The 21,120-nt window shown below is 64.3% G+C and carries 19 protein-coding genes; 9 read left to right on the top strand and 10 right to left on the bottom strand.

Annotated elements, in window-relative coordinates; genetic code table 11:
• Nucleotides 1-89: 89 nt before the first annotated feature.
• Complete coding sequence (groL, locus tag QMG52_RS00135; protein WP_283558413.1) at nt 90-1,718, top strand: chaperonin GroEL; 1,629 nt, start codon at nt 90-92, stop codon at nt 1,716-1,718.
• A gap of 102 nt (nt 1,719-1,820) precedes the next feature.
• Entirely contained in the window at nt 1,821-2,753 is a 933-nt protein-coding gene (locus tag QMG52_RS00140; protein ID WP_283558414.1) for an RNase H family protein, read from the top strand.
• Between the two features lie 25 nt (nt 2,754-2,778).
• Here the strand turns inward: QMG52_RS00140 and QMG52_RS00145 are convergent, their stop codons facing one another.
• The 5 genes from QMG52_RS00145 to QMG52_RS00165 all read right to left on the bottom strand — a co-directional run bounded on the left by QMG52_RS00145 (nt 2,779) and on the right by QMG52_RS00165 (nt 7,056).
• Nucleotides 2,779-3,069 (bottom strand): WXG100 family type VII secretion target, encoded by a 291-nt coding sequence (locus tag QMG52_RS00145; RefSeq protein ID WP_283558415.1) that lies wholly within the window; start codon nt 3,067-3,069, stop codon nt 2,779-2,781.
• A gap of 103 nt (nt 3,070-3,172) precedes the next feature.
• Nucleotides 3,173-4,771, bottom strand: a complete 1,599-nt coding sequence (locus tag QMG52_RS00150; RefSeq protein WP_283558416.1) for a sensor histidine kinase — start codon at nt 4,769-4,771, stop codon at nt 3,173-3,175.
• A 12-nt stretch (nt 4,772-4,783) separates the two neighbouring features.
• On the bottom strand, nt 4,784-5,494 hold the full coding sequence (locus tag QMG52_RS00155; RefSeq protein WP_283558608.1) for a response regulator transcription factor: 711 nt from the start codon (nt 5,492-5,494) through the stop codon (nt 4,784-4,786).
• A 155-nt stretch (nt 5,495-5,649) separates the two neighbouring features.
• Complete coding sequence (locus QMG52_RS22055; protein ID WP_502920411.1) at nt 5,650-5,922, bottom strand: hypothetical protein; 273 nt, start codon at nt 5,920-5,922, stop codon at nt 5,650-5,652.
• Between the two features lie 147 nt (nt 5,923-6,069).
• On the bottom strand, nt 6,070-7,056 hold the full coding sequence (locus QMG52_RS00165; protein ID WP_283558417.1) for a cation diffusion facilitator family transporter: 987 nt from the start codon (nt 7,054-7,056) through the stop codon (nt 6,070-6,072).
• Between the two features lie 48 nt (nt 7,057-7,104).
• On the opposite strand from QMG52_RS00165, the gene QMG52_RS00170 reads away from it, so the two are divergent.
• On the top strand, nt 7,105-7,254 hold the full coding sequence (locus QMG52_RS00170; RefSeq protein ID WP_283558418.1) for a hypothetical protein: 150 nt from the start codon (nt 7,105-7,107) through the stop codon (nt 7,252-7,254).
• On the opposite strand, the gene QMG52_RS00175 is transcribed toward QMG52_RS00170, so the two are convergent.
• Nucleotides 7,227-7,592 carry an ArsR/SmtB family transcription factor gene (locus QMG52_RS00175; RefSeq protein ID WP_283558419.1) on the bottom strand — a complete coding sequence of 122 codons (366 nt, stop codon included), beginning with the start codon at nt 7,590-7,592 and terminating at the stop codon, nt 7,227-7,229. The two genes, QMG52_RS00170 and QMG52_RS00175, sit on opposite strands and share 28 nt — an antisense overlap.
• Before the next feature lie 189 nt (nt 7,593-7,781).
• Here QMG52_RS00175 and QMG52_RS00180 point away from each other — a divergent pair, with 189 nt between their 5' ends.
• From QMG52_RS00180 to lgt, 6 genes are all read left to right on the top strand, one after another.
• The gene (locus tag QMG52_RS00180) at nt 7,782-8,210 is read left to right on the top strand and encodes a DUF6153 family protein (protein WP_283558420.1); all 429 of its coding nucleotides are present in this window, start codon (nt 7,782-7,784) and stop codon (nt 8,208-8,210) included.
• 105 nt (nt 8,211-8,315) lie between these two features.
• On the top strand, nt 8,316-8,945 hold the full coding sequence (locus tag QMG52_RS00185; RefSeq protein WP_283558421.1) for a DUF305 domain-containing protein: 630 nt from the start codon (nt 8,316-8,318) through the stop codon (nt 8,943-8,945).
• 83 nt (nt 8,946-9,028) lie between these two features.
• Complete coding sequence (locus QMG52_RS00190) at nt 9,029-9,916, top strand: F510_1955 family glycosylhydrolase (RefSeq protein WP_283558422.1); 888 nt, start codon at nt 9,029-9,031, stop codon at nt 9,914-9,916.
• Nucleotides 9,917-9,920: 4 nt separating this feature from the next.
• Nucleotides 9,921-10,670, top strand: a complete 750-nt coding sequence (locus QMG52_RS00195) for a cytochrome c biogenesis CcdA family protein (RefSeq protein WP_283558423.1) — start codon at nt 9,921-9,923, stop codon at nt 10,668-10,670.
• 38 nt (nt 10,671-10,708) lie between these two features.
• On the top strand, nt 10,709-12,271 hold the full coding sequence (locus QMG52_RS00200) for a multicopper oxidase family protein (protein ID WP_283558424.1): 1,563 nt from the start codon (nt 10,709-10,711) through the stop codon (nt 12,269-12,271).
• A 12-nt stretch (nt 12,272-12,283) separates the two neighbouring features.
• Entirely contained in the window at nt 12,284-13,198 is a 915-nt protein-coding gene (lgt, locus tag QMG52_RS00205) for a prolipoprotein diacylglyceryl transferase (protein ID WP_283558425.1), read from the top strand.
• A gap of 592 nt (nt 13,199-13,790) precedes the next feature.
• Here the strand turns inward: lgt and QMG52_RS00210 are convergent.
• The 4 genes from QMG52_RS00210 to QMG52_RS00225 form a co-directional block, all read right to left on the bottom strand.
• Nucleotides 13,791-15,107, bottom strand: a complete 1,317-nt coding sequence (locus QMG52_RS00210) for an alpha/beta hydrolase (protein ID WP_283558426.1) — start codon at nt 15,105-15,107, stop codon at nt 13,791-13,793.
• Nucleotides 15,104-17,722 (bottom strand): bifunctional lysylphosphatidylglycerol flippase/synthetase MprF, encoded by a 2,619-nt coding sequence (locus QMG52_RS00215; RefSeq protein ID WP_283558427.1) that lies wholly within the window; start codon nt 17,720-17,722, stop codon nt 15,104-15,106. Before QMG52_RS00215 ends, QMG52_RS00210 begins: the two co-directional genes overlap by 4 nt.
• Before the next feature lie 244 nt (nt 17,723-17,966).
• A complete protein-coding gene (locus tag QMG52_RS00220) occupies nt 17,967-19,466 on the bottom strand; it encodes an NADH-quinone oxidoreductase subunit N (RefSeq protein WP_283558609.1) in 1,500 nt (499 codons plus the stop codon).
• Between the two features lie 5 nt (nt 19,467-19,471).
• Complete coding sequence (locus QMG52_RS00225) at nt 19,472-21,118, bottom strand: complex I subunit 4 family protein (RefSeq protein WP_283558428.1); 1,647 nt, start codon at nt 21,116-21,118, stop codon at nt 19,472-19,474.
• Nucleotides 21,119-21,120: the final 2 nt, after the last annotated feature.

The following is a 21,120-nucleotide window of genomic DNA, read 5'->3' on the forward strand; positions in this document are numbered from 1 at the left end:
GAGATCGCCGCGTCCACGGCTCGTCCGTCGCGGGCACCGCAGCCTGGTCCTGAGTCCGAAATGACTGTCCCGAAAGGACTGAAGCCTACATGGCCAAGATCATTGCATTCGATGAAGAGGCACGCCGCGGTCTGGAGCGGGGATTGAATATCCTCGCCGACGCCGTCAAGGTCACCCTCGGCCCGCGCGGCCGCAACGTTGTGCTCGAAAAGAAGTGGGGCGCTCCGACGATCACCAACGATGGTGTTTCCATCGCCAAGGAGATCGAGCTGGACGATCCTTACGAAAAGATCGGCGCCGAGCTGGTCAAGGAAGTTGCCAAGAAGACCGACGACGTCGCCGGTGACGGTACGACGACGGCGACCGTTCTGGCACAGGCCCTGGTCAAGGAAGGCCTGCGGAACGTCGCGGCCGGAGCCGACCCACTGAGCCTCAAGCGCGGCATCGAGAAGGCTGTCGAAGCCGTTATCGCCGAGCTGCTCGCCTCCGCCAAGGAAATCGAGACCAAGGAAGAGATCGCCGCAACCGCGTCCATCTCCGCCGGCGATCCCGAAATCGGCGCCCTGATCGCTGAGGCGCTGGACAAGGTCGGCAAGGAAGGTGTCATCACCGTCGAGGAGTCCAACACCTTCGGGTTGGAGCTTGAGCTCACCGAGGGCATGCGCTTCGACAAGGGCTACATCTCCGCGTACTTCGTCACCGACGCAGAGCGCCAGGAAACGGTCCTCGAAGACCCGTACATCCTGATCGCCAACTCCAAGATCGCCAACGTGAAGGATCTCGTTGCCGTTCTGGAAAAGGTCATGCAGTCGTCCAAACCGCTGCTGATCATCGCCGAGGACATCGAGGGCGAGGCCCTGGCCACGCTGATCGTGAACAAGATCCGCGGCACCTTCAAGTCCGTTGCCGTCAAGGCACCGGGCTTCGGCGACCGCCGCAAGGCTCAGCTGGCGGACATCGCCATTCTGACCGGCGGACAGGTCATTGCCGAAGAGGTCGGCCTCAAGCTGGAGAACACCACCCTTGAGCTGCTCGGCAGCGCACGCAAGGTTGTTGTCACCAAGGACGAGACCACCATCGTTGAGGGCGCCGGCGACGCCGAGGCCATCGCAGGCCGGGTTGCCCAGATCCGCGCCGAGATCGAAAACTCCGATTCGGACTACGACCGCGAGAAGCTGCAGGAGCGCCTGGCCAAGCTGGCCGGCGGCGTTGCGGTCATCAAGGCCGGAGCCGCAACCGAGGTTGAGCTCAAGGAGCGCAAGCACCGCATCGAAGATGCAGTGCGCAACGCCAAGGCCGCTGTGGAAGAAGGCATCGTCCCCGGCGGTGGCGTCGCCCTGATTCAGGCCGGGGTCAAGGCATTTGCCAACCTCAACCTGACCGGCGATGAAGCAACCGGCGCGAACATTGTCCGCGTTGCCATCGACGCGCCGCTGAAGCAGATCGCCTTCAACTCGGGCATGGAGCCCGGCGTCGTTGTCGAGAAGGTCCGCGGCCTGCCCGTCGGGCACGGCCTCAATGCAGCAACCGGCGTCTACGAGGACCTGCTGCTCGCCGGCATCAACGACCCGGTAAAGGTGACCCGCTCTGCACTGCAGAACGCGGCCTCCATCGCCGGTCTGTTCCTGACCACCGAAGCTGTTGTGGCCGACAAGCCGCAGAAGTCGGCTCCGGCCGGCCCGGGTGCAGATGACATGGGGGGCATGGGCGGCTTCTAAGCCACTCTGCTTTCCAAGCGCCAAAGCGCTCCTGCCACCTTAGTTTCCGGCAGGGGCGCCTTTGGTGTCTTAACGGTGGCTTGGATCTGAAAGTATGGATGCATGACGATTGTTGCTGCCGCGGACGGATCTGCCCTTGGAAACCCAGGACCCGCCGGCTGGGCCTGGTACGTGGACGATTCCTGCTGGCGGGCCGGCGGATGGCCACACGGCACCAACAATCAGGGCGAGCTGATGGCGGTGCTTGATCTCTTCCGCTCCACCGAGGACGTGCCGGACGAGCACCTGCGGATCCTCTGCGACAGCCAATACGTCATCAACTGCATCACCAAATGGATGGCCGGCTGGAAGCGCAAGGGATGGCGCAAGGCCGATGGTAAACCGGTGCTCAACGTTGACCTTCTGAAGGATATCGACGCCGCCATCGCCGGACGGGACTACAGTTTCGAATGGGTCAAGGGTCATGCCGGACATGACCTGAATGAGGCGGCAGACGTGCGCGCCCGCGCCGTGGCCATCGCATTCCAATCCGGCGGGGCTGTTCCGGCAGGCCCGGGTTATCCGGGATCCGCAGCCGCCGCTGCGGAGCTCGGGGCAACCGGAGCGGACGCCGTGTCCGGGCGGCGGGCCGTGGCGCACGAGGACCCCGACCTCTTTTCCAGCCTGCTGGAGGGGGATTTTGAACCCCTGACCTCGTCCGTCCGGGACCAAATTATTACCCTGGAGCAGGAACTGCTGCGTCCGGACGTGCGCCGGGACTCCAGCCGCGTGGCGGTGCTGCTACACCCCGATTTTGAGGAGTTCGGAGTTTCCGGCCGGATGTGGACCCGGGATGCGATGCTCGGCGCCATGGGTGCGGACATTGGGCCGGATCCGGACATGGAGGTGCTGGACGTGGCTCTGCTGGATGAGGCGACGGCCCTGATGACCTACCGGACGACCGGCCGCGAGGGTTCCGCGCTGCGCAGTTCACTGTGGCGGCAGACCGGTGGCCAGTGGCGGCTGCGCTTCCACCAGGGAACGCCCGAGGCATAGGACCGACCACAGGTCGGCTGACGGGTCAGCCGGCGAAGAGCCGGGTGTTGGCGTCTTCGGCCTGCGCGTACTGGGTTGCCGCGCTGGCCAGTGCACGGCTGATGCTCTCCAGCGATGCTTCAACGCGGAGTTGGGTGCTGCGCCAATCGGTGATCAGGGATTGGAAATTCGTGGCCGCGGCACCTGTCCAACTGGACTGCAGATCCAACAGGTTGCGCTGCATGGCATCCACCTCCGCACGGATCTGATCGATGGAGCCCTTGACCGCCTGGCTCTTAAGCGCAAGATCGTCGCTGTTGACATGGAACACGGCCATGTGAGTGCCTCCTGGACTGGGGATGTAACCGGATCCCTCGAGGCTAGCGGCCGACGCCGTGCGGGCCCAGCGGCTGCCGACACTCAGTGCATAACACACTGGGTCAGGCGTCGGTGGAGGAGAAGCTGCTGTTGCCGTCCGACCCGTCGCCGCCGTGCCGGTGGTCGAATGAGCCGTGCCGGTGGTTGAATGAGTCCTGCCGGCGGTCCAATGAGTCCTCCGGGCCGGCGTCGTCCACGGCATCGTCGGGAGCCTGGAAGGGCAGCGAGATGACCAGCGTTGCTCCGCCATTCGGGGTTTGTTCCATCCTGACCGTGCCCTCATGCGCGGCGACCAGGGCCGAGACTATGGCCAGCCCCAGGCCGCTGCCGCCGGTGTCTCTGTTGCGTGAGGAATCGGCGCGGTAGAAACGCTCGAAGATCCGCGGCGCCTCCTCCTCGGAAATGCCCGGTCCATGGTCGCGGACCTGCAGCACGGAGCGTTTGTCATCGCCTGTGCCGGTGACTCCCACCGCGATTTCCACCGGGCTGCCGTCGGGGGTGTAGCGCATGCAGTTGCCCATCAGATTGGCCACGACCTGACGCAGCTTCGCTTCGTCGCCGCTCACCGGCGCACTGACAGTCGGACCGTCGTCGAGCCCCACCACGGTAATCACACGGTCCGGCGCGGCCGCTCGCGCATCGATTACGGCGTCGTGCCCGAGCAGCAGCAGATCCACCGGCTTGCGCTGCACCGGGCGCTGTTCGTCGATCCGGGCCAGCATCAGCAGGTCTTCCACCAGCTCACCCATCCGCTTGGCTTCGCTCTCGATCCGACCCATCGCCGTGGTCACATCGTCGGAGCTCTGCAGCGCGCCCTGCCGGTACAGCTCGGAGAAACCGCGGATGGTCACCAAAGGAGTGCGCAGCTCGTGCGAGGCATCCGCGACAAACCGGCGCATCCGCCGTTCCGACGCCGTCCGGGCGGCGAAGGCGGATTCGATGTGTGCCAACATGGCATTGAGCGAGCCGGACAACCGACCCACCTCGGTCGCTGGGTTTTCAATTTCCACCCGGCGGGAAAGATCGCCGGCAGCGATGGCCGCGGCGGTCTTTTCCACCCGCGACAGCGGCACGAACGATCTGGAGACCGTCCACCTGGCAATCACGGTTCCAAGCGCCACGGCCAGCAACGAGACTCCGGCAATCACCGTCGCCAGCCGTTCCATGGTGTTGTTGAGATCCGTGTAGGGAAGGCCGACGACGACGTACCCGGCAAAGCTGGTCGAGGCACCGCTGCTGCTCTGACCCCTGATATTGGCGGGGGAGACAATGATGACGCGCCACGGATCATTGCCCGCGGTCCCGGGAACGGTGAAGGGCCGGTCCGCCAGCCCGGTGGCCTGCGGCAGCGAGTAGGAATCCAGTACGGGGGTGTCCCGGCCCTGGCGATTCTGGGCGAATATGGTCCCATCCGGGTAAGAGAACCGAACGTAGTACTCGAAGCCGAATGGCGAGTCGCCTTTGGCGTCGGCCGGGGTGATGCCGGTTTGCGCGATGGACTTCTGGAAGGTCGTCAGCTGGTTGTCCATCTGATCCTGCAGGAACGCACGGAGCAGCACATATGTCGCGCCGCCGAGAGCAAGCATGGACACCAACAGCAGGGCGCAGATGATGGCCACCAGCTGTGTGCGCAGCGAGGCGTTCTTCCAGGTCCGGATCACTGTGCGGCTCCGTTAGCGCTTTTCGACCGTCCGCAGCACGTAGCCCACGCCGCGCTTGGTCTGAATCAGCGCCGGGGACTGGGGATCGGTGTCCACCTTGCGGCGCAGGTAGGAAATATAGGACTCCACAATGGAGGCATCGCCGTTGAAATCGTATTCCCATACGTGGTCCAGGATCTGCGCCTTGGAAAGGACCCTGTTTGGGTTCAGCATCAGGTAGCGCAGCAGCTTGAATTCGGTGGGGGAGAGCTCGATGGTGCGGCCGCCGCGGCGGACCTCATGGGCGTCGTCGTCGAGCTCCAGATCATCGACCCGTATCACGGCGTCGTCGTCTTCCATCGGCTGCGTGCGCCGGAGCACGGCGCGGATCCGGGCCACCACCTCGTCCAGGCTGAAGGGCTTCGTGACGTAGTCATCCCCGCCCACCGTGAGGCCGGTGACCTTGTCCTCCGTATCGTCACGGGCGGTGAGGAACAGGACAGGAAAATGCCGTCCCGCGGCGCGCAGCCGTCGGGTCACGGTGAAACCGTCCATATCCGGCAGCATCACATCCAGCACCGCAAGGTCCGGATTGTGTTCCTCAGCAGCGGCGAGCGCTTCGCGGCCGTTGCCGGCGGCGAATACCTCAAAACCGGCGAAGCGCAGCGAAGTGGAAAGTAGCTCGCGGATATTGGGCTCGTCATCGACGACAAGGAGCCTCGCTTCTGGTCCATTCTTTTTCACCATTTCAGTCTCCGATGGTTGGCTGGGAATTGGCTGGACGTACGTTGTGAGGGCACTGTCAGCTTATCGCCAGCCGGCATCCGGGGGGCTGCCAGGCGGCGTCGAGGGACTGTTGCATTCCGTAGAGCGCCGCGCCATCGGCATGCCGTCCGGCGTCAGCGGTCAGCGGAGGCTCGGAATCCGGGGAGAAGTCCGGAGGGTTGCCATGTCGTCAAAGCCTGCGACGGCGACGCTCTGGTTGCGGATACAGCGAGAGCGGCCACGGGGAAGGCGGCCATGTACCCGCCATCGGGCTCGCAGCACCGCACCCGGCCGCCGCCGCCGTCGGCGTCGTCGTCGTCGTCGACACCTTTCACCTCTGGTGGGACCCGTATCTGCGGGAGCAGATCATGCGCGCTGGTGCACAGGGCCGGATTGCTTACTATCAAGTCAGCGATTTCCTTGCGGTCGTGAAAGAGCGTTAAGCACGGCTGACCGTCGCTTCACCGGTTACAGTGAAGGTTCCGTTGCCGGGAATCCGGGCCAGCACGTCGGGGCCGGTCACCCGCGCAGGTCGGACAGCGAGTGGAATAGATTCACCCGTGCGGACGATCGTGGTGTGCCGCGAGCTCGCCGTGGCGTGGTTCAGGCTCGTTTTGTTCACCAGCGTTCTGTTCAGCTGGTTTCGTAACGGCTCGGACGGACATCAGGTCCAGATTCGGCAGGGCGTGTCCCAGCCGGTGTTCGGCTTCACGGATGATTTCTTCGGCCGCTGTCACTGGCATGTCACTGACCTCCAGGCTGGCGTTGCCCTGGAGCCGGTGTCCGATCCAGCGCAGCTGCAGTGCCTGGACGGAGTGCACGCCGGGGGTGCCGGTCAGAGCCGACTCCGCGCGGTCAAGTAACTCCGGTTCGATTCCATCCATCAGCCGTCGGCCGATGCTCCGCACCGTACCCCAGAGCAAAACGATGATCGCCGCGGCAATCAGCAAGCCGACGATGGGGTCGGCGAGGGGGAAGCCCAACCATACGCCGATGACGCCAGCGACGACGGCCAGCGAGGTGAAGCCGTCGATTCGGGCGTGCACGCCGTCCGCGACCAAGGCTGCCGAACCGATCTTCTGACCGATCGTGATCCGGTAGATGGCAACGGCCTCGTTCCCAGCGAAACCAACCAGCCCTGCAGCGGCAACCCACCCCAGGTTATTCAAGACTTGAGGATGGATCAGTCGGTCGATGGACTGCCAGCCTGCAATAATGGCCGATAGTGCGACGACGGCCACGATGAACAATCCCGCCAGATCCTCGGCTCGACCGAAGCCGTAGGTGTAGCGCCGGGTCCTTGCCCGGCGGGCAAGGATGAACGCAATCCAGAGAGGGACCGCCGTCAGGGCGTCGGAGAAATTGTGGATGGTATCCGCCAGCAGCGCTACGGAGCCGCTGATCAGGACCACTATGAATTGCAGGATGGTGGTGCCGAGTAGCATGAACAAACTAATCTTCACCGCTCGGACGCCCTGTTCGCTGGCCTCCAGTGCATCATCGATGGAATCCGCGGCGTCGTGGCTGTGCGGAACGAACAATCCGTAAAAAAACCCTTTGATTCCAGCGGGGTGCCCATGGGGATGACCATGGTCATGTCCATTTTCGTGGCCGTGGCCGTGGCCGTGGCCGTGGCCGTGGCCGTGGGAGTCTTCGTGGCCGTGCTCGTGCTGGTCAGGATGCGTATGGTCGTGGTCGGTGTGGTGGTTGCTCATGACGCGTCCATGCTTTCGACGTGATGGTGGCGGGGGGTTCCCCCGAGGGAGTGCTCCGCTTGGAAGATGGCGTCGGTGACAAGTTTGCGAGCATGCTCGTTCTCCAGGCGGTAGAACACCCTCGTGCCGTCCTGTCGGGTGGTAACAAGGCGTCCAAGGCGCATTTTCGCCAGGTGCTGGGACACGGCTGCCGGAGATTTTCCGACCATCTCGGCCAACTGGTTGACGGGCATTTCACCGTCCCGCAGCGCCAGAACTATCCGTACCCGCGTGGCGTCGGCGAGCATTGCGAACACTTCGACCGCCAGTTCAACGTATTGGCTGTCCGGTTCCCGGCCGCATATCCTCTTATCTGCATCCATACGTAGATTCTTGCACAGAAATGCGCCGCTGCCGGCCGAGCCTTGACCAGTATACCCTGCCGGGGTATTTTATTAGCGTCAATTGCCAGCTTTGCATACCGCCTTCGCTTAAGCCCATTGCCTTGGGTTCTTCAGGGCGCAAGCGTGACCGGTAAGATGGCTGGCAACCCAGCGAATAAGGAAGGATTCATGAGCAGCACAGTCTCACTGCCCGGCATCCGATCCATCCTGCGCTGGGGACGCTTGCTCATCGTCGTGCTCGGTATAACCGGGGGAATCCTGGGCATGCACGTGATCAGCGGAACGCCTGCTATGTCAATGGCTCCAGCAGCCATGACAACCTCGGCAGCGACGGCTAATGCCGTGACGGTCTCCGGTCCGCACGCGCCGGTTGAACAAGTTCCTGTCATCTGTAGCTGTTCAGCTGGCTGCCCCGGGTCGATGGCCATGGATGCCTGCATGCCCACCTTCGGTCCGGCGGGCATGATTGTCCCGGCGCCGCAGACGGTTACCCACCTGTATGGCGATATTGCGTTTGGGCGAACGCCAGTATTTACCGCGGTCGAGCGGATCCCCGATGGACCTTCACTAAGCCAGCTCTCCGTTAGCCGAACGTAAACCGATGACTTGGCCGCCGCTATGCGGACGGCCTTCATCGACGCGCACTGATACCGTGCGCCGGCTATCGAGTGAGACTCTAGTTTTTAGTGAAGGACTCTACCAATGAAGAAGTTTCTGACCATTTCGTCCACGGCCGTTGCCGCGGCCATCGCCCTTGCCGGCTGCTCTGCCGGCACCGACGGCGGCAGCATGCCGGGCATGGATCACGGCGGCAGCTCTGCGGGCTCTACCAGCACGAGCGCGGGGGACTCCGCGATGATGGCCGGCGCCGAGCGCAACTCTGCCGACACCACCTTCGCCCAGATGATGACTCCGCACCACTTGCAGGCCGTGGACATGAGCAATTTGCTGCTGGCCAAGCAGGGCATCGACCCGCGGGTCAGTGCCCTGGCAACCAAAATCAAGGCGGCGCAAGCCCCCGAGATCGAGAAGATGACGGGGTGGCTTGCTGCCTGGAAGGAACCGACGGCCATGTCGGGAATGTCCGGCACGTCGGGAATGACCGGCACGATGAGCGATGAAGAGATGAAAAAGCTCGACGCGGCGCAGGGCGCGGAGGCCGCGAAGCTGTACCTTTCGCAGATGGTCACCCATCACGAAGGGGCAGTGGAGATGGCTAAGGCCGAGGTGATCGACGGCAAGAACGCTGACGCAGTTGCGCTGGCGAAGTCCATCGTCTCCACCCAGGAATCCGAGATCAAGGAAATGCAGGATCTGCTGACGACCCTCTGAGTCAGGGCACGCTGTCACGGCCAGTGGCGCCCGGGGATCCGGGTCGCCACTGGGACACCTTCTTTCCTTCCTTGGAGCCCGCTGTGAACACACCTACCTTCCTTCCCCGCGACCATCGATTGGCTGCCCCCGCGGTGCTGGCCACCGCCGCCCTGCTGCTTGCGGGGTGCTCTGCCGGATCAACGGCAGCTGATCCGGCGCCAACTTCCCAAAGTCCCGCTGCCCATATTCACGCCATCGCCGTGGGCCCGGCTTCGTCGGAAGTCTTGCTGGCCACCCACGATGGGCTGTATGACGCGAGCAAAAAACAGCCGGTCAAGATCAGCGACACCATTGACCTGATGGGGTTCACGGCTACGGCGGATCCCGCCGTATTCTATGCCTCGGGCCACCCGGGCGCGGGATCGGCTTTGCCGGACCCCGTCGGACTCATCAAATCCGAAGACTCGGGTAAAACCTGGAATCCCGTCTCCCGGCAGGGTCAATCGGACTTCCACGCCCTGACTTCCACCAAGTCAGGCCTGGTGGCCTTCGACGGGACCCTGCAGACCAGCGCCGACGGCGTCAACTGGACTCCGTCGCCGTCGTCCTTCGCTCCCGCAGCGCTGGCCGGCAGCCCCGCCAGCACCGTTGTCCTGGCCACCACGGAACAGGGCCTACAACGTTCCACCGACGGCGGAAAAACGTGGCAGCCGAATCCCGGGGCTCCGATTATGCAGTACGCGGCCTTTGCAACTGCTAAGGACAAAGCAACGACGGAGGCCGTGGGGGTCGCGCCGGACGGCACGGTGTACGCTTCCGCCGACGCCGGTCTGAGCTGGGTCCAAACCGGCCAAATCAGCGGCCAGGTGCAGGCGGTCACAGCAGTTGAGGGAGAAACGGGGAAGCCGCGGATCTGGGCCGCCACGAGTACCGGTGTTCAGGTCTCTAAGGATGGCGGAATGACTTTCAGCCCAGCGGATTCCAGCTAGCTCGATGAATATCGGAGAGTTCTTCGCCAACTCGGTCAGCTCCGGAGCACTACTGATCGCCATGCCGCTGGCAATGATCGCAGGCATTGTGTCATTCATGTCCCCATGCATTTTGCCTCTCGTTCCGGGCTATCTGGGATATGTTTCCGGGCTCACCGATCCAAGCCAACCAAAGAACAGACGCCGTGTCCTCGCCGGAGTCGCCCTGTTCGTTCTGGGTTTTGGAGCGGTCTTCACGCTCTACGGTGCGGCCTTCGGGACGGTCGGGTCGTGGCTCACCCGGTGGCAGGACCCGCTCATACGGGTCCTCGGCGTCGTCGTGATCGTCATGGGCTTGGTGCTGATGGGTAAATTTTCCTGGTTCCAGCAGACCCGTAAACTCGCACTCACTCGCCGCACCGGCTTGGCGGGGGCACCGCTTCTCGGCATTGTTTTCGGCCTTGGCTGGACACCGTGCATGGGTCCTACCCTCAGCGCTGTCCTGACTCTCAGCGTGACCTCCGGGAACGCTTGGCGCGGTGCGTTGCTGGCCTTCGTTTATTGCCTGGGGCTGGGCATTCCGTTCGCCCTCGTCGCGATGGGGCTCGGCTGGGTCACGCGGATCCTCGGCTACGTCCGCAGGCACATTCGCGCAGTTAATATCGCCGGCGCATCTATGCTCATTGCCCTCGGCCTGCTCATGGTGAGCGGCCTCTGGATGCAGTGGATCTACCAATTGCAGGGCCTATCCGGGACCTTCGTCACCCCGGTCTGAAATTCCCCAATCATCATCATTAGTAAGGAATGGTTATCATGACCACTCAGGTCAACCGCCGCAGCTTCATTGGACTCTCCGTCGCAGCCACCGCGGCTGCAGCGCTCGCCGCGTGCACGGGCAATACAGCTCCCACCCAGACAACCGGCGCGGACGCCCACCGGATCATGCCCGACAATCCGTTGATCGCCGAGTACGAGTCGCGCCGCACATCCACGGGTAAGACCGTGAGTGCACAGCTGACACCGGCGGCGCTCAGTACCAGTCTGGACGGCAAAGAGATCACTACCTGGGGCTACAACGGAGCCCTAGTGGCACCACTGATCCGTGCGACCGTCGGAGACCTGCTGGAAGCAAAAGTCGCCAACGGGCTCACGGACGGCACGACGGTGCACTGGCACGGCGTGGCTCTGCGGAACAACGACGACGGCGTCCAGAACGTCACGCAGCAACCCGTCGCCCCCGGTGCCGACTTCACCTATAACTTCAGGCTGCCCCATCCGGGGACCTACTGGTACCACTCGCACGTGGAAATGCAGCGGGCCCGGGCGCTCTACGGCGCCCTGATCATCGAAGACCCCAAGGAGCCGCTGCAGTACAGCAGGGACTGGGTCATTGTGCTTGATGACTGGCTCGACGGCGTCACAGGCACGCCCGATGAGGTGCTGCAGGAGCTGTCCAAGGGCATGAGTATGTCCGGGATGTCCGGGGGGACGAGCACGTCCGGGATGACCGGGGGCATGGGGCAGGGCGGGATGGATATGGGACACATGCTGATGGGGGCCCGCAGCGACTTCTTGGGAGGGGATGCCGGAGACGTGAAGTTTCCCTTCCACCTCTTCAACGGCAGGCCGCCTTCCCAGCCCGAAACGCTGACAGCCAAGCCCGGAGAGGTCATCCGGCTGCGCATCATCAACGCCGCAGGGGACACCGCCTACCGCGTCGGTATCCCCGGGCAGAAACTCACACTCACGCATGCCGACGGGTTCCCCGTCGCGCACCGGGACGTGGACGCCGTCGTGCTGGGCATGGGGGAGCGGATCGACGCACTCCTGACAGTCCGGGACGGAATCACTCCTGTCCTGGCTCTGGCCGAGGGCAAGGGCCAGCTGACATACGGACTCGTTGCCACCGGCATCGGGACGCCGCCCGCGGCAGCGGACTTGCCCGCTCAACTTGACGGCGTCGTCGTCGACGGTGGTCAGCTCAAGGCCGACCCATCCGTGACCCTGCCGACAAAAACACCGGACCGGGTCCACGAGCTGCATCTGACCGGCGGGATGGGCAAATACGACTGGGGAATCAACGGGAAACGCTTCGATATGGCTAAGCCGTTCGAGAACACCTTCGACCTGAAAATCGGAGAGCGCGTCCAGGTGACGTTCATCAACGACACGATGATGTGGCATCCCATGCACCTCCACGGCCATACATTCCAGGTGGGCGATGACGGTGCACGCAAGGACACCGTCATCGTCAGGCCCAAGCAGACCGTTACCGTCCAGTTCGACGCGGACAACCCGGGCCAATGGCTCACCCACTGCCACAATGCCCTCCATGCCGAACGCGGCATGATGGGCGTCTTCTCCTACACCACCTAAGACAGGCCGACCATGAACCCAGCGGCAGCTTCTGAGCTGTTTTTCCCCTCACCCGCCGTCGATGCCTTCCAGCTCGGCCCCCTGACGATTCGGTTCTATGCGCTGTGCATCCTGGCAGGGATCGTCTTCGCGGTCTGGCTCGCCGACCGTCGCCTCACCGCCAGGGGTGGCCGCCCCGGCGTGGTCTTGGACATAACCATCTGGGCTGTTCCGTTCGGCATCGTGGGCGGCCGGATTTATCACGTCATCACGGACCCGGAGCTCTACTTTTTTCCGGGGAAGAATCCGTGGGATGCCCTCAAAATCTGGGACGGCGGCCTGGGTATCTGGGGAGCCGTGGCCCTGGGACTGCTCGGAGCGTACCTTGGCTGCCGCCGGCATAACGTGCCCTTTACTGCACTGATTGACTCGGCCGCCCCTGGCTTGCTGATCGCCCAAGGGCTGGGCAGGTGGGGCAACTGGTTCAACAACGAACTCTATGGCGACCCGACGGCGCTGCCCTGGAAATTGCAGATCCATCAGATGGATTTTTCCACCGGCCGGGCGGCCACGGACGCGGCCGGGGCTCCCGTGGTGCTTGGCTACTTCCAGCCAACGTTCCTCTATGAGTCCCTTTGGTGTCTTGCGGCTGCTTCGTTGCTGATGTTTCTGGATAGGAGATACCGGCTTGGCGCGGGATCAGTATTTGCCCTTTATGTGGTCTTCTACACATCCGGTCGGTTCATCTTCGAATTACTCCGTTCCGACTACGCCAACACCATCCTTGGGCTGCGCGTCAATACCTGGGTTTCCGGTTTACTCCTGCTGGCCGGTCTCGCCGGCTTCCTGCTTTTACGTCGAAGGGACCGCTCAACAGCCCAGCTCGACAGTCCGGACACTGAACCGATTGCGGACACCGTTACATCGGCGGATGGAACTACCAAATGAGCAACGAGGAAAAGACAACAGGCGCCGGGTGCTTATCGGAGGGGCACTATCGGGCTGGGCCTTGCGTCCCGCAATGGGATCCGACGATGGCGGCAACGGCTACGCAGACTGTCGCCATGGCGGGCCTACGCACGCTACCTCTGTGGAGGGCAGCCTCGAAGTCGTCATGCTTTGGTGCTGCTGCGGCTGGACGACTCATAGCCGAATGCGGGCCGGGGCGCTTCGGATGCCGAGCGCTGGGCCAAAAATTCCTGCGCCATGTTTTGTCGCGTTGATCGAGGTAGTCGTCAATGAGGTCATAATCGTCTTTTTCGTCGGCACCGGTGAGCCCGTCGACGCGATCCAATCGACCGGACTCCGGGGCTGAGCCTTGAGTCGCTGCGTGCGCGGATCTGGATCGTTCCATGGGCTTTACGCTATCCGGCGTGCCCTAAGCGGAGGCTGAGAGAGCCTTGGCGCCGAGTGGCCTAGCGCTCACGCTCACGCCGGCAACCGAGGTCAGCGGCACCTGGCCGGCTTAGCCGAGCGCAAAACGCATGGCTATCAGCGGACGGCTGTGCCGCCGTCGCCCGCTGGTCTCTCCCGACTTGGCCTAAGGAACAACGCCGTAGCGTTGCATGAGCCAGTCGAGGTTATTCGCTAGTCCGGCGCGCCAGGCCTGCCAGGTATGGGAACCGGGCACGGTTTGGAGCGTGACATTCATACCCGTTGCCTTCGCCGCGGCATAGACCTGCTCGCCTTGGGGCTTGTAGAAGCTGTCCTCGGCGCCGACGGTGATGAGGCCGGCGGTGTCGGGGAAGTTGCCCGTTTTGAGCACGTCCAACGGATTTTGCCGGGCAAATGCGGCGGCGTCGCCGTTGAAGTAGCCATTGATCAGGGCCTGCCGTCCGGCGGGGATGGTGGGCGCGTTCTCACCGGAGATGTCGATGAAGGTGGGAAAGACGGCCGGGAAGTTCACGGCGAGTTGCAGGGCGCAGGTCCCGCCGTAGGAGAAGCCGGCGACGGCCCAGTTCCGGGCCGATCCGTGGCCGGCGTCGAGGGTGCTTTTGATCCAGCCGGGCACATCGGCGGCGAGGTACGTCGCGGCTTTGCCATGGCTGGTGTCCATGCACAGCGTGGGCTCGGCTACGCTGCCCTGGTTGGCGTCGGGCATGACAATAATCGGGGCCAGACCCTTGTGCGCTGCGGCGTAGGCGTCCATCAGCTCCGGCAGCTGTCCACCGGCGATCCAGTCCATGGAACCGCCGGGCACGCCGTGCAGGAGAACGAGTACGGGCACGACGGCGCGCGGGCTGGCGAGATAGGCCGGGGGCAGCCATACGAATCCTCCGCCCGGTTTGACCCCTGACACGGTTCCCGGAATCGTCGTTTGGGCGACTGTGCCATGGGTGGGCATGTCCGGCGGCGGGTTCCAGGAGGCTTCGGTTGTCAGCGCGGTTGGGGTGACGACCGGTCCTGGCGCTGGTGCCGCCGGGGTGGTGGGCAGGGCCCGGATCTGCACCCCGGTTCCGGTCAGCGTCCCCAGTGTGGGGTAGTTGCCGTAGTAGGCGTTGACGTTCACTGCTGCGGCCAACAGGACCAAGGGTACGGCCACGGCGGTGGCCACCCGGCCGGGGATCCGTCGCCCACGCAGGAATCGCGGGACGGCCAGGGCCAGTGCGAGCAGGGACAGGCCGATGGGTACGTAAAGCTGCAGCGGCTGCGGGGCGCCCCAGACATTCCAGACCCGTTCGGTGACAAACCACACCGCAGCGGTGACGGTCAGCGCCGCGGCCACTGCGAGGGGCACGGTGATTAGTACGTACCGTTTGCCGACCAGCAGCAGCCACAGCAGCGCGGCGACGCCCAGCGTCGTAAAAACCGCCCAAACCGGTCCGTTGATCAGGGCGAGCTTTAACAGATCGCTCATCGACGTGTCCTTTGCGATACCAGGTGGAGGAGGTCCCCGAGGGAAGCGTCCGGGACATAGGCTTTGGCGATGGCTTGGCCGATCGCCGGCAGGGCGGCCGGATCGGGGTAACACATATACAAGGGTACGTAGCGTGGATGGAACTTTGACTTGAAGGCAAACAGGGACCGGAATCCGTACACCGGTTCCAGCGTGCGGCCCAGCCAGTCCAGCACCCGTTCCAGGGACCCCGGCGGCGGTCTCTCGCCGACCCCGCCGACCCCGCCGACCCCGTCGGCCGCATCGCGTCCGGCGCCTGCACCGGTTACGACTCCGGAATCCGTGTCCTGGCTGGCGGAGACGGATTTTGCCAGCGGTGCACCGGAAAGGCTCACTGTAGTGTAGCCCTCGGCTTGGAAGTCCAGGGCGGCTTGGGCGATGAGGACTTCGATGCTGTTTTTGAAGCCGGTGGACCGCCGGCGCATGAAGTCCAAGGTCCAGCCGGTGATTGCCCCGTTGATGTAGGCGGGCAACCAGGACGCGACGGCGTGCACGGTCCGGTCACCGTCGATGACGAGCAGGCATCTGACTTCGTCGTCGTTGAGTTCCTCGAGGCCGCCAAGAGTGAACCCCATTTCGGGAAGTTTTTTGTCTGCGACCCATTCTTCGGAAATGCTTCTGATCTGGTCCACGATCGCCAGCGGCGCCGTCGGGTAGCGGATCCATTCGGTGTGGACGCCCTCGCGCGCGGCCTTGTTCAGGGCGGTACGAATGTCCTGAAATTTTTTCCCGGTGAATACCAACGCACCCAGATCCAGTACTGTTTCCTCGGCGATCTGCACGCTCTGCCATGATTGAGCCGCCGCGGCATCGCGGTGGGCTGAGGTGACGGAGTACAGGCACGGGGTCCAGCCCATCGCCGCGCAATGCTCGGAAAACTCGCGCAGGATCCGCTGGCGCTCCGGGGCCGCACTGATCGGGTCGCCCGTGGTCAGGGCGATACCGGCCAGCACACGGTAGGGCACATACCCGGTTCCGTCGGCGGAGAACCAGTATGAGTTGCCCGGCCACAGACCCATCCAGCCGATGGCGCCGCCGTCGTTCGCTTTCAGCAGGCCGCGGGCACGTTCCCGGCCGGTCTGCGCGCCGTGGTCGCTCCGGAGGCGGAAGGAGGCGAGCAGCTGGGCCGACACGACTGCCCAGAACAGGACGCCGGTCCATTCGTAGAGCACGTCGGCCGCTGGTCCGTTGGGCAGGAAATCCGGGAACAGCTGCAGCGTCACTCCGACGGGGGCCAGCCGTTGCGGGAAATCGCTGATCAGCCGCCCAGGATCGGACGCCGGGCTGAACTGTCCGGCCACGATCAGCCCGCCTCCGAGATAGACTGCCGCGGCACCAGCCGCGGTGAGCGCAACCTTCCCTGCCAAAGCCCGGTACTGCTTTGCGGGCGCGACGAGGGGAAACAGCCGTCGCGTCATCAGCAGGAGGACGACGACGGCGGCCGGCTCCAGGACCGGGATTACCAGATCAGCTATAAAGGGCGCGCTCCCGGCGGCCTGCGTGGCTTCGCCCACATCACGGCCGTGGCGCAGGGAGGTGAAGGAGACTACGGCGAGCCCCATCAGCCCAAGCTGCAGCAGCAGCGTACCCCACCAGGCAAACCGGCGGCCCAGCCGGAGCCCGTAACAAAACACCAGCAGCAGCAGTGAGGGCACACATGCCATGATGACTGACCCAATCCCGGAGCGAAGCTGGAGCTGGGCCACGGCGCACTCGCGGGCAGTCGCAGCGGTTTGGCATATCGCCCGGATGGCCGTCGGATCGGTGTCCTGTACTCCGGTGAAAAGTTCCCCCAGCACGGCGAAGGGGCCGTTCGCGTTGGCGGATACGGCTGCCAGCGGGGGACCAGCAGCCGCTGCGGCGCAGATCAGCGCGATTAGGATCCTGCTCTCCCGGATCGACGCGGACGGCACGGCCCGCGCGTGCGGGGTGCGGTAGCGGAGCCTGCCCGCGAGATAGCCGGCTACTGCTGCGGCGAGCAGCATAATGGTGACCATGGCACCGTTGAAAAGGACCATGGTGCTGAGCAGGATGAATCCGCTCAGCCGCCAGCGCCGCCGCCACATGGTGTCCAGGGATGCGGTCGATGCCATGGCGGCCCCGACCACGGCCAGGGACGGGCCGCCGAATCCGGCCGTGGCCAAGACGGAGGCCCAGTCCGGGAAAGCGAATGCAACGACACCGGCCATGGCGAAGCCGCCGAGGACTCCGACGAGGTGGCCGGACACCATAGCCACCGCGTAGTGTGCCGTGCCCAACTGCCGTTCGGCGAATATTCCCAGCCCGAGCAACGCTGCAGTTGTCCAGAGGTAGGTGCTCAAGTCCGGAGCCCACAGTAGAGACAGCACCACAGACCAGGGATGGGAACCGGTGGTGGAAGGATTGGCCAGCACCGCATCGGCGAGGTGACCGCGCGGTCCGCGGACGATGCTTGTGGTCCCCAGCGCTACCGCCCACATCATGACCAGCAAAGCGAATGTCAGCGGGGCGTGGCGGATCCCATCCGCGGCCATGTCCCCGATCCACTGCCAGACGCGCCGCGCGGCAGCAAGGCGCGGGTGCATGGTCTGTAGCACGGTCTGTCCTCCTCCTAAATCGCGATAAATCGCGGAACATCTGTCATGTCGGCTGCGGTTATCACAACTATGCGGGACAGCCTCTCGGACGCTACCACCGTTCTCGCCGCCGGCTTCGTCACGCCGCAATGATGCGGTACCGAACCCTCCCTTTCGAGTCTCCGCCATGGTTCCTAAGGGAAGGCTGAGACACCGGGAACGAGCAGGACGGTCGAGCGGCGCGTTCAAACCGGCGAGGCCGATTTTAAGGGAGGGGGCTGACCAGCAGAAATGCCAGAACCGGATTCGCGGATAGACCAAAACACACTGAAACTATGCTCAGGATAACCGCGGACCGGGCACTCCACGGGACGGGAACAGCGTCTGGGTCGACCGGACCGCCCTCGTCCGTTTCCGCGTCACCTGCCGCCTCAGGTTCGGCCCCGCCTCGGTCCACCCGTTCGATGGCCTTCCCCGAGGGCGACGATTGGAAGAGCAGGTAGATCCAGCGCAGATAGTAAAAGACGCTGGCCACGGAGTTGATCAATGCGAGCACCACCAGCCAGCCGAATCCCGCGTCGAGCGCGGCGGTGAAGGCGGTGAGTTTGCCGACGAAGACGGCGGTGGGAGGCGTGCCGATCAGCCCGAACAGACAGAAGATTAGGCTCAGCGCCAGCCATCGGTGCCGGCGGAAAAAGCCGCGGTAATCGTCCAAGGTCCGTAGCGTGGGGAACGCACAGACGACGGCGAAGGCACCGAGATTGGTGACGGTGTAGCCGAGCAGGTAGAACAGCAGGCTGGGCAGGGCAAGCTCGGAATGCCCGACGGCGGCGGTCACCATCAGCAGATATCCGACCTGGCTGATGGTGGAGTAGGAGAGCAGGCGCAGCACGCGGGCCTGAAAAAACGCGGCCAGGTTTCCGAGTGTCATGGTCAGGGCCGCCAGCAACGCCAGTATCAGCGGCCACGCCGTCGGCACTCCAGTCAGTGAACTGAGCCGGAAGAGTGCCACGAGAGCGCCGATCTTGGGAATCGTGGAGATGAACGCGGCGGCCGGCCCGGTGGTGCCGTCGATGGCGTCCGGTACCCAGAAATGCGCCGGTACGGCGCCGGCTTTGAACAGCAGCCCGGCGGCAACGGCCAGCAGCCCGACGGCGGCGGCTCCCGCGGGTGCATTGGGCAAGGTGCGGGTCAGGCCGGCATAGGTGGTGCTCCCGCCGACGCCGAACAGCACCGTGATCCCCACCAGCAGCAGCACGCCGAACAGTGCGCCCATCAGGTAGTACTTGAGCATGGCCTCGGTGCCGGCGGAGTCCTTGGCGAATCCCACCAGGGCGTAGAGCGGAATGCTGGCGAGCAGATAGCCGGCTCCCAGCACCAGCAGGTCGCTGGCGCCGGCCAGGACCAGCGTCCCGAGGGCCCCAAGCAGCAGCAGAACGTAAAACTCCGATTCCCTTTTGTGACCGCCGAACCGTCCGCCGGCCAGCACCAGGACGACGGCGGTACCGGCCAGTACCGCTAGGCGGGTCGTGCTCAGGGAGGTGTCAATGGTGAAAGTAGCCGCCGCGGTCACTTCCGCGGGCCGGGATGTTCGGGCCACAGACAGGATCAGTGCCGCTCCAACGGCCGCCAGCGCGATCCAGCGGGACAGATGCTGCCGGCGCCTCGGGAGCCAGCTGCCCAGTAGCAGGATGACAACGGCGGCCAGCGCCACGATGATCTCTGGCGCCAGGGCTGCGAGACTGATGGCGTCCCCCGCCGGCATTCCATTCACGGGGCAGCCGCAGCGACGAGGACGATCAGCGCGTGCGCCGCGGGCTCGATCAGATCCAGCAGGAATCGCGGCAAAACCCCGACGACGATGGCCAGCACCAGCAGGGGAGCGACCGAGAGCAGCTCGCGCGGGCGCAGATCACCCGGCGTTCCAGCACTCAATAATCCAGCACTCGGCGCGCCAGACTCCAACTGCTCCGCCGTTGGCTGCCGCACCGGTCCGAAGAACATCTGCGCCAGCATCCGCAGCAGCAGGGCCGCGGTGATCAGGATGCCCAGCAGGGCCAGCGCAGTGGGAACGGGTGCGGCTTCCAGGCTGCCCGTGAAGATCTGGAACTCCGCGATGAACCCGGAGAGGCCGGGCAGGCCCAGGGAGCCGAAGACGGCGACGGCGGTGAGTCCGGCAAACCGGGGGGCGCCGCCGGCGAGGCCTCCGTAGGCGGACATCTCGTAGGTGTGACCGCGTTCAAAGAGCGCCCCTGCCAGCAGGAACAGTGCCCCGGTCAGAAGTCCGTGGCTGAGCATTTGGGTCACTGCGCCCGTGACGGCAAGGTTGGCGGCGTGGGGATTGCTTCCCGCGGCGAGACCCGCAGCTCCGAGGCCCAAAATGATGTAACCCATGTGATTCACCGAGGTATAGGCCACCATCCGCTTGAAGTTGGTCTGCGCCATGGCTACCAGCGCGCCGTAGAGCACGGAGACCAGACCGACGATGACGAAGCCCATGGCGTAGCTGCGCCACGGACCGGGCAGGATGGGCATGGCGATCCGGACGAAGCCGAAAGTCCCCATTTTGAGCAGCACCCCGGCCAGGATCACCGAGCCCGGCGCCGGGGCGTCCGTGTGCGCCGGCGGCAGCCAAGTATGGAATGGCACGGTGGGGGTCTTGACGGCCAGTCCGATGCTGATGGCCAGCAGTGCCAGGCCACCCAGCACCGGATCATTCTTCAGTGGATCCTGCCGGATGAGCTCGACGATGTCGAAAGTGTGCGGATCGCTGGCCAGGTACAGCACGATGAAACCCAGCAGCAGGGCCAGTGAGCCGATGAAGGTGTAGAGGAAGAACTGCAGCGCCGAACGGACGGCACTCCCGTGACCCCAGACCGCAATAATGAAGTACATGCCGACGATTGACAGGTCGAAGAAGATGAAGAACAGGATCAGGTCCAGGGAGACGAACAGCCCCAGGGACACGGTCTGCAGGAACAAGAACAGCGCGGCATGCGCCCGGGGACGGTGCTCCTGGCGCACCGAATAGATGGCGCAGACGAGGAAAAGCAAAGCTGTCAGGGCGACCAGCGGGAGGGAAAGCCCGTCCACGCCCATGTGATATCCCGACCCCAAGGTGGGCATCCAGGCGAATTTCGTCTCATAGCCGATCGCGCCCGTCCCGGCACCGGCCTGGACCCCGGCACTCCCACCGCTCCTGCCGCCGCCTGCCGCGTAATCGATCCACAGCGCTACTACTAAACCGAGGTCGACGGCGGCTGTCGCGATCCAGATCCATCCCACCAGCCGCCGTCGTGCTTCAGGGACCAACAACAGGGCGGCTCCGACCACGACCGGAAGAAACACGATGAAGGAGAGCACCGGCAGTTCAGGAAACACGGTCACCTCGGAAAACACGGTCACCTCGGAATACACAG

Origin of the sequence: Paenarthrobacter sp. PH39-S1 (assembly GCF_030063245.1) — a bacterium.
Classification (GTDB): domain Bacteria; phylum Actinomycetota; class Actinomycetes; order Actinomycetales; family Micrococcaceae; genus Arthrobacter_M.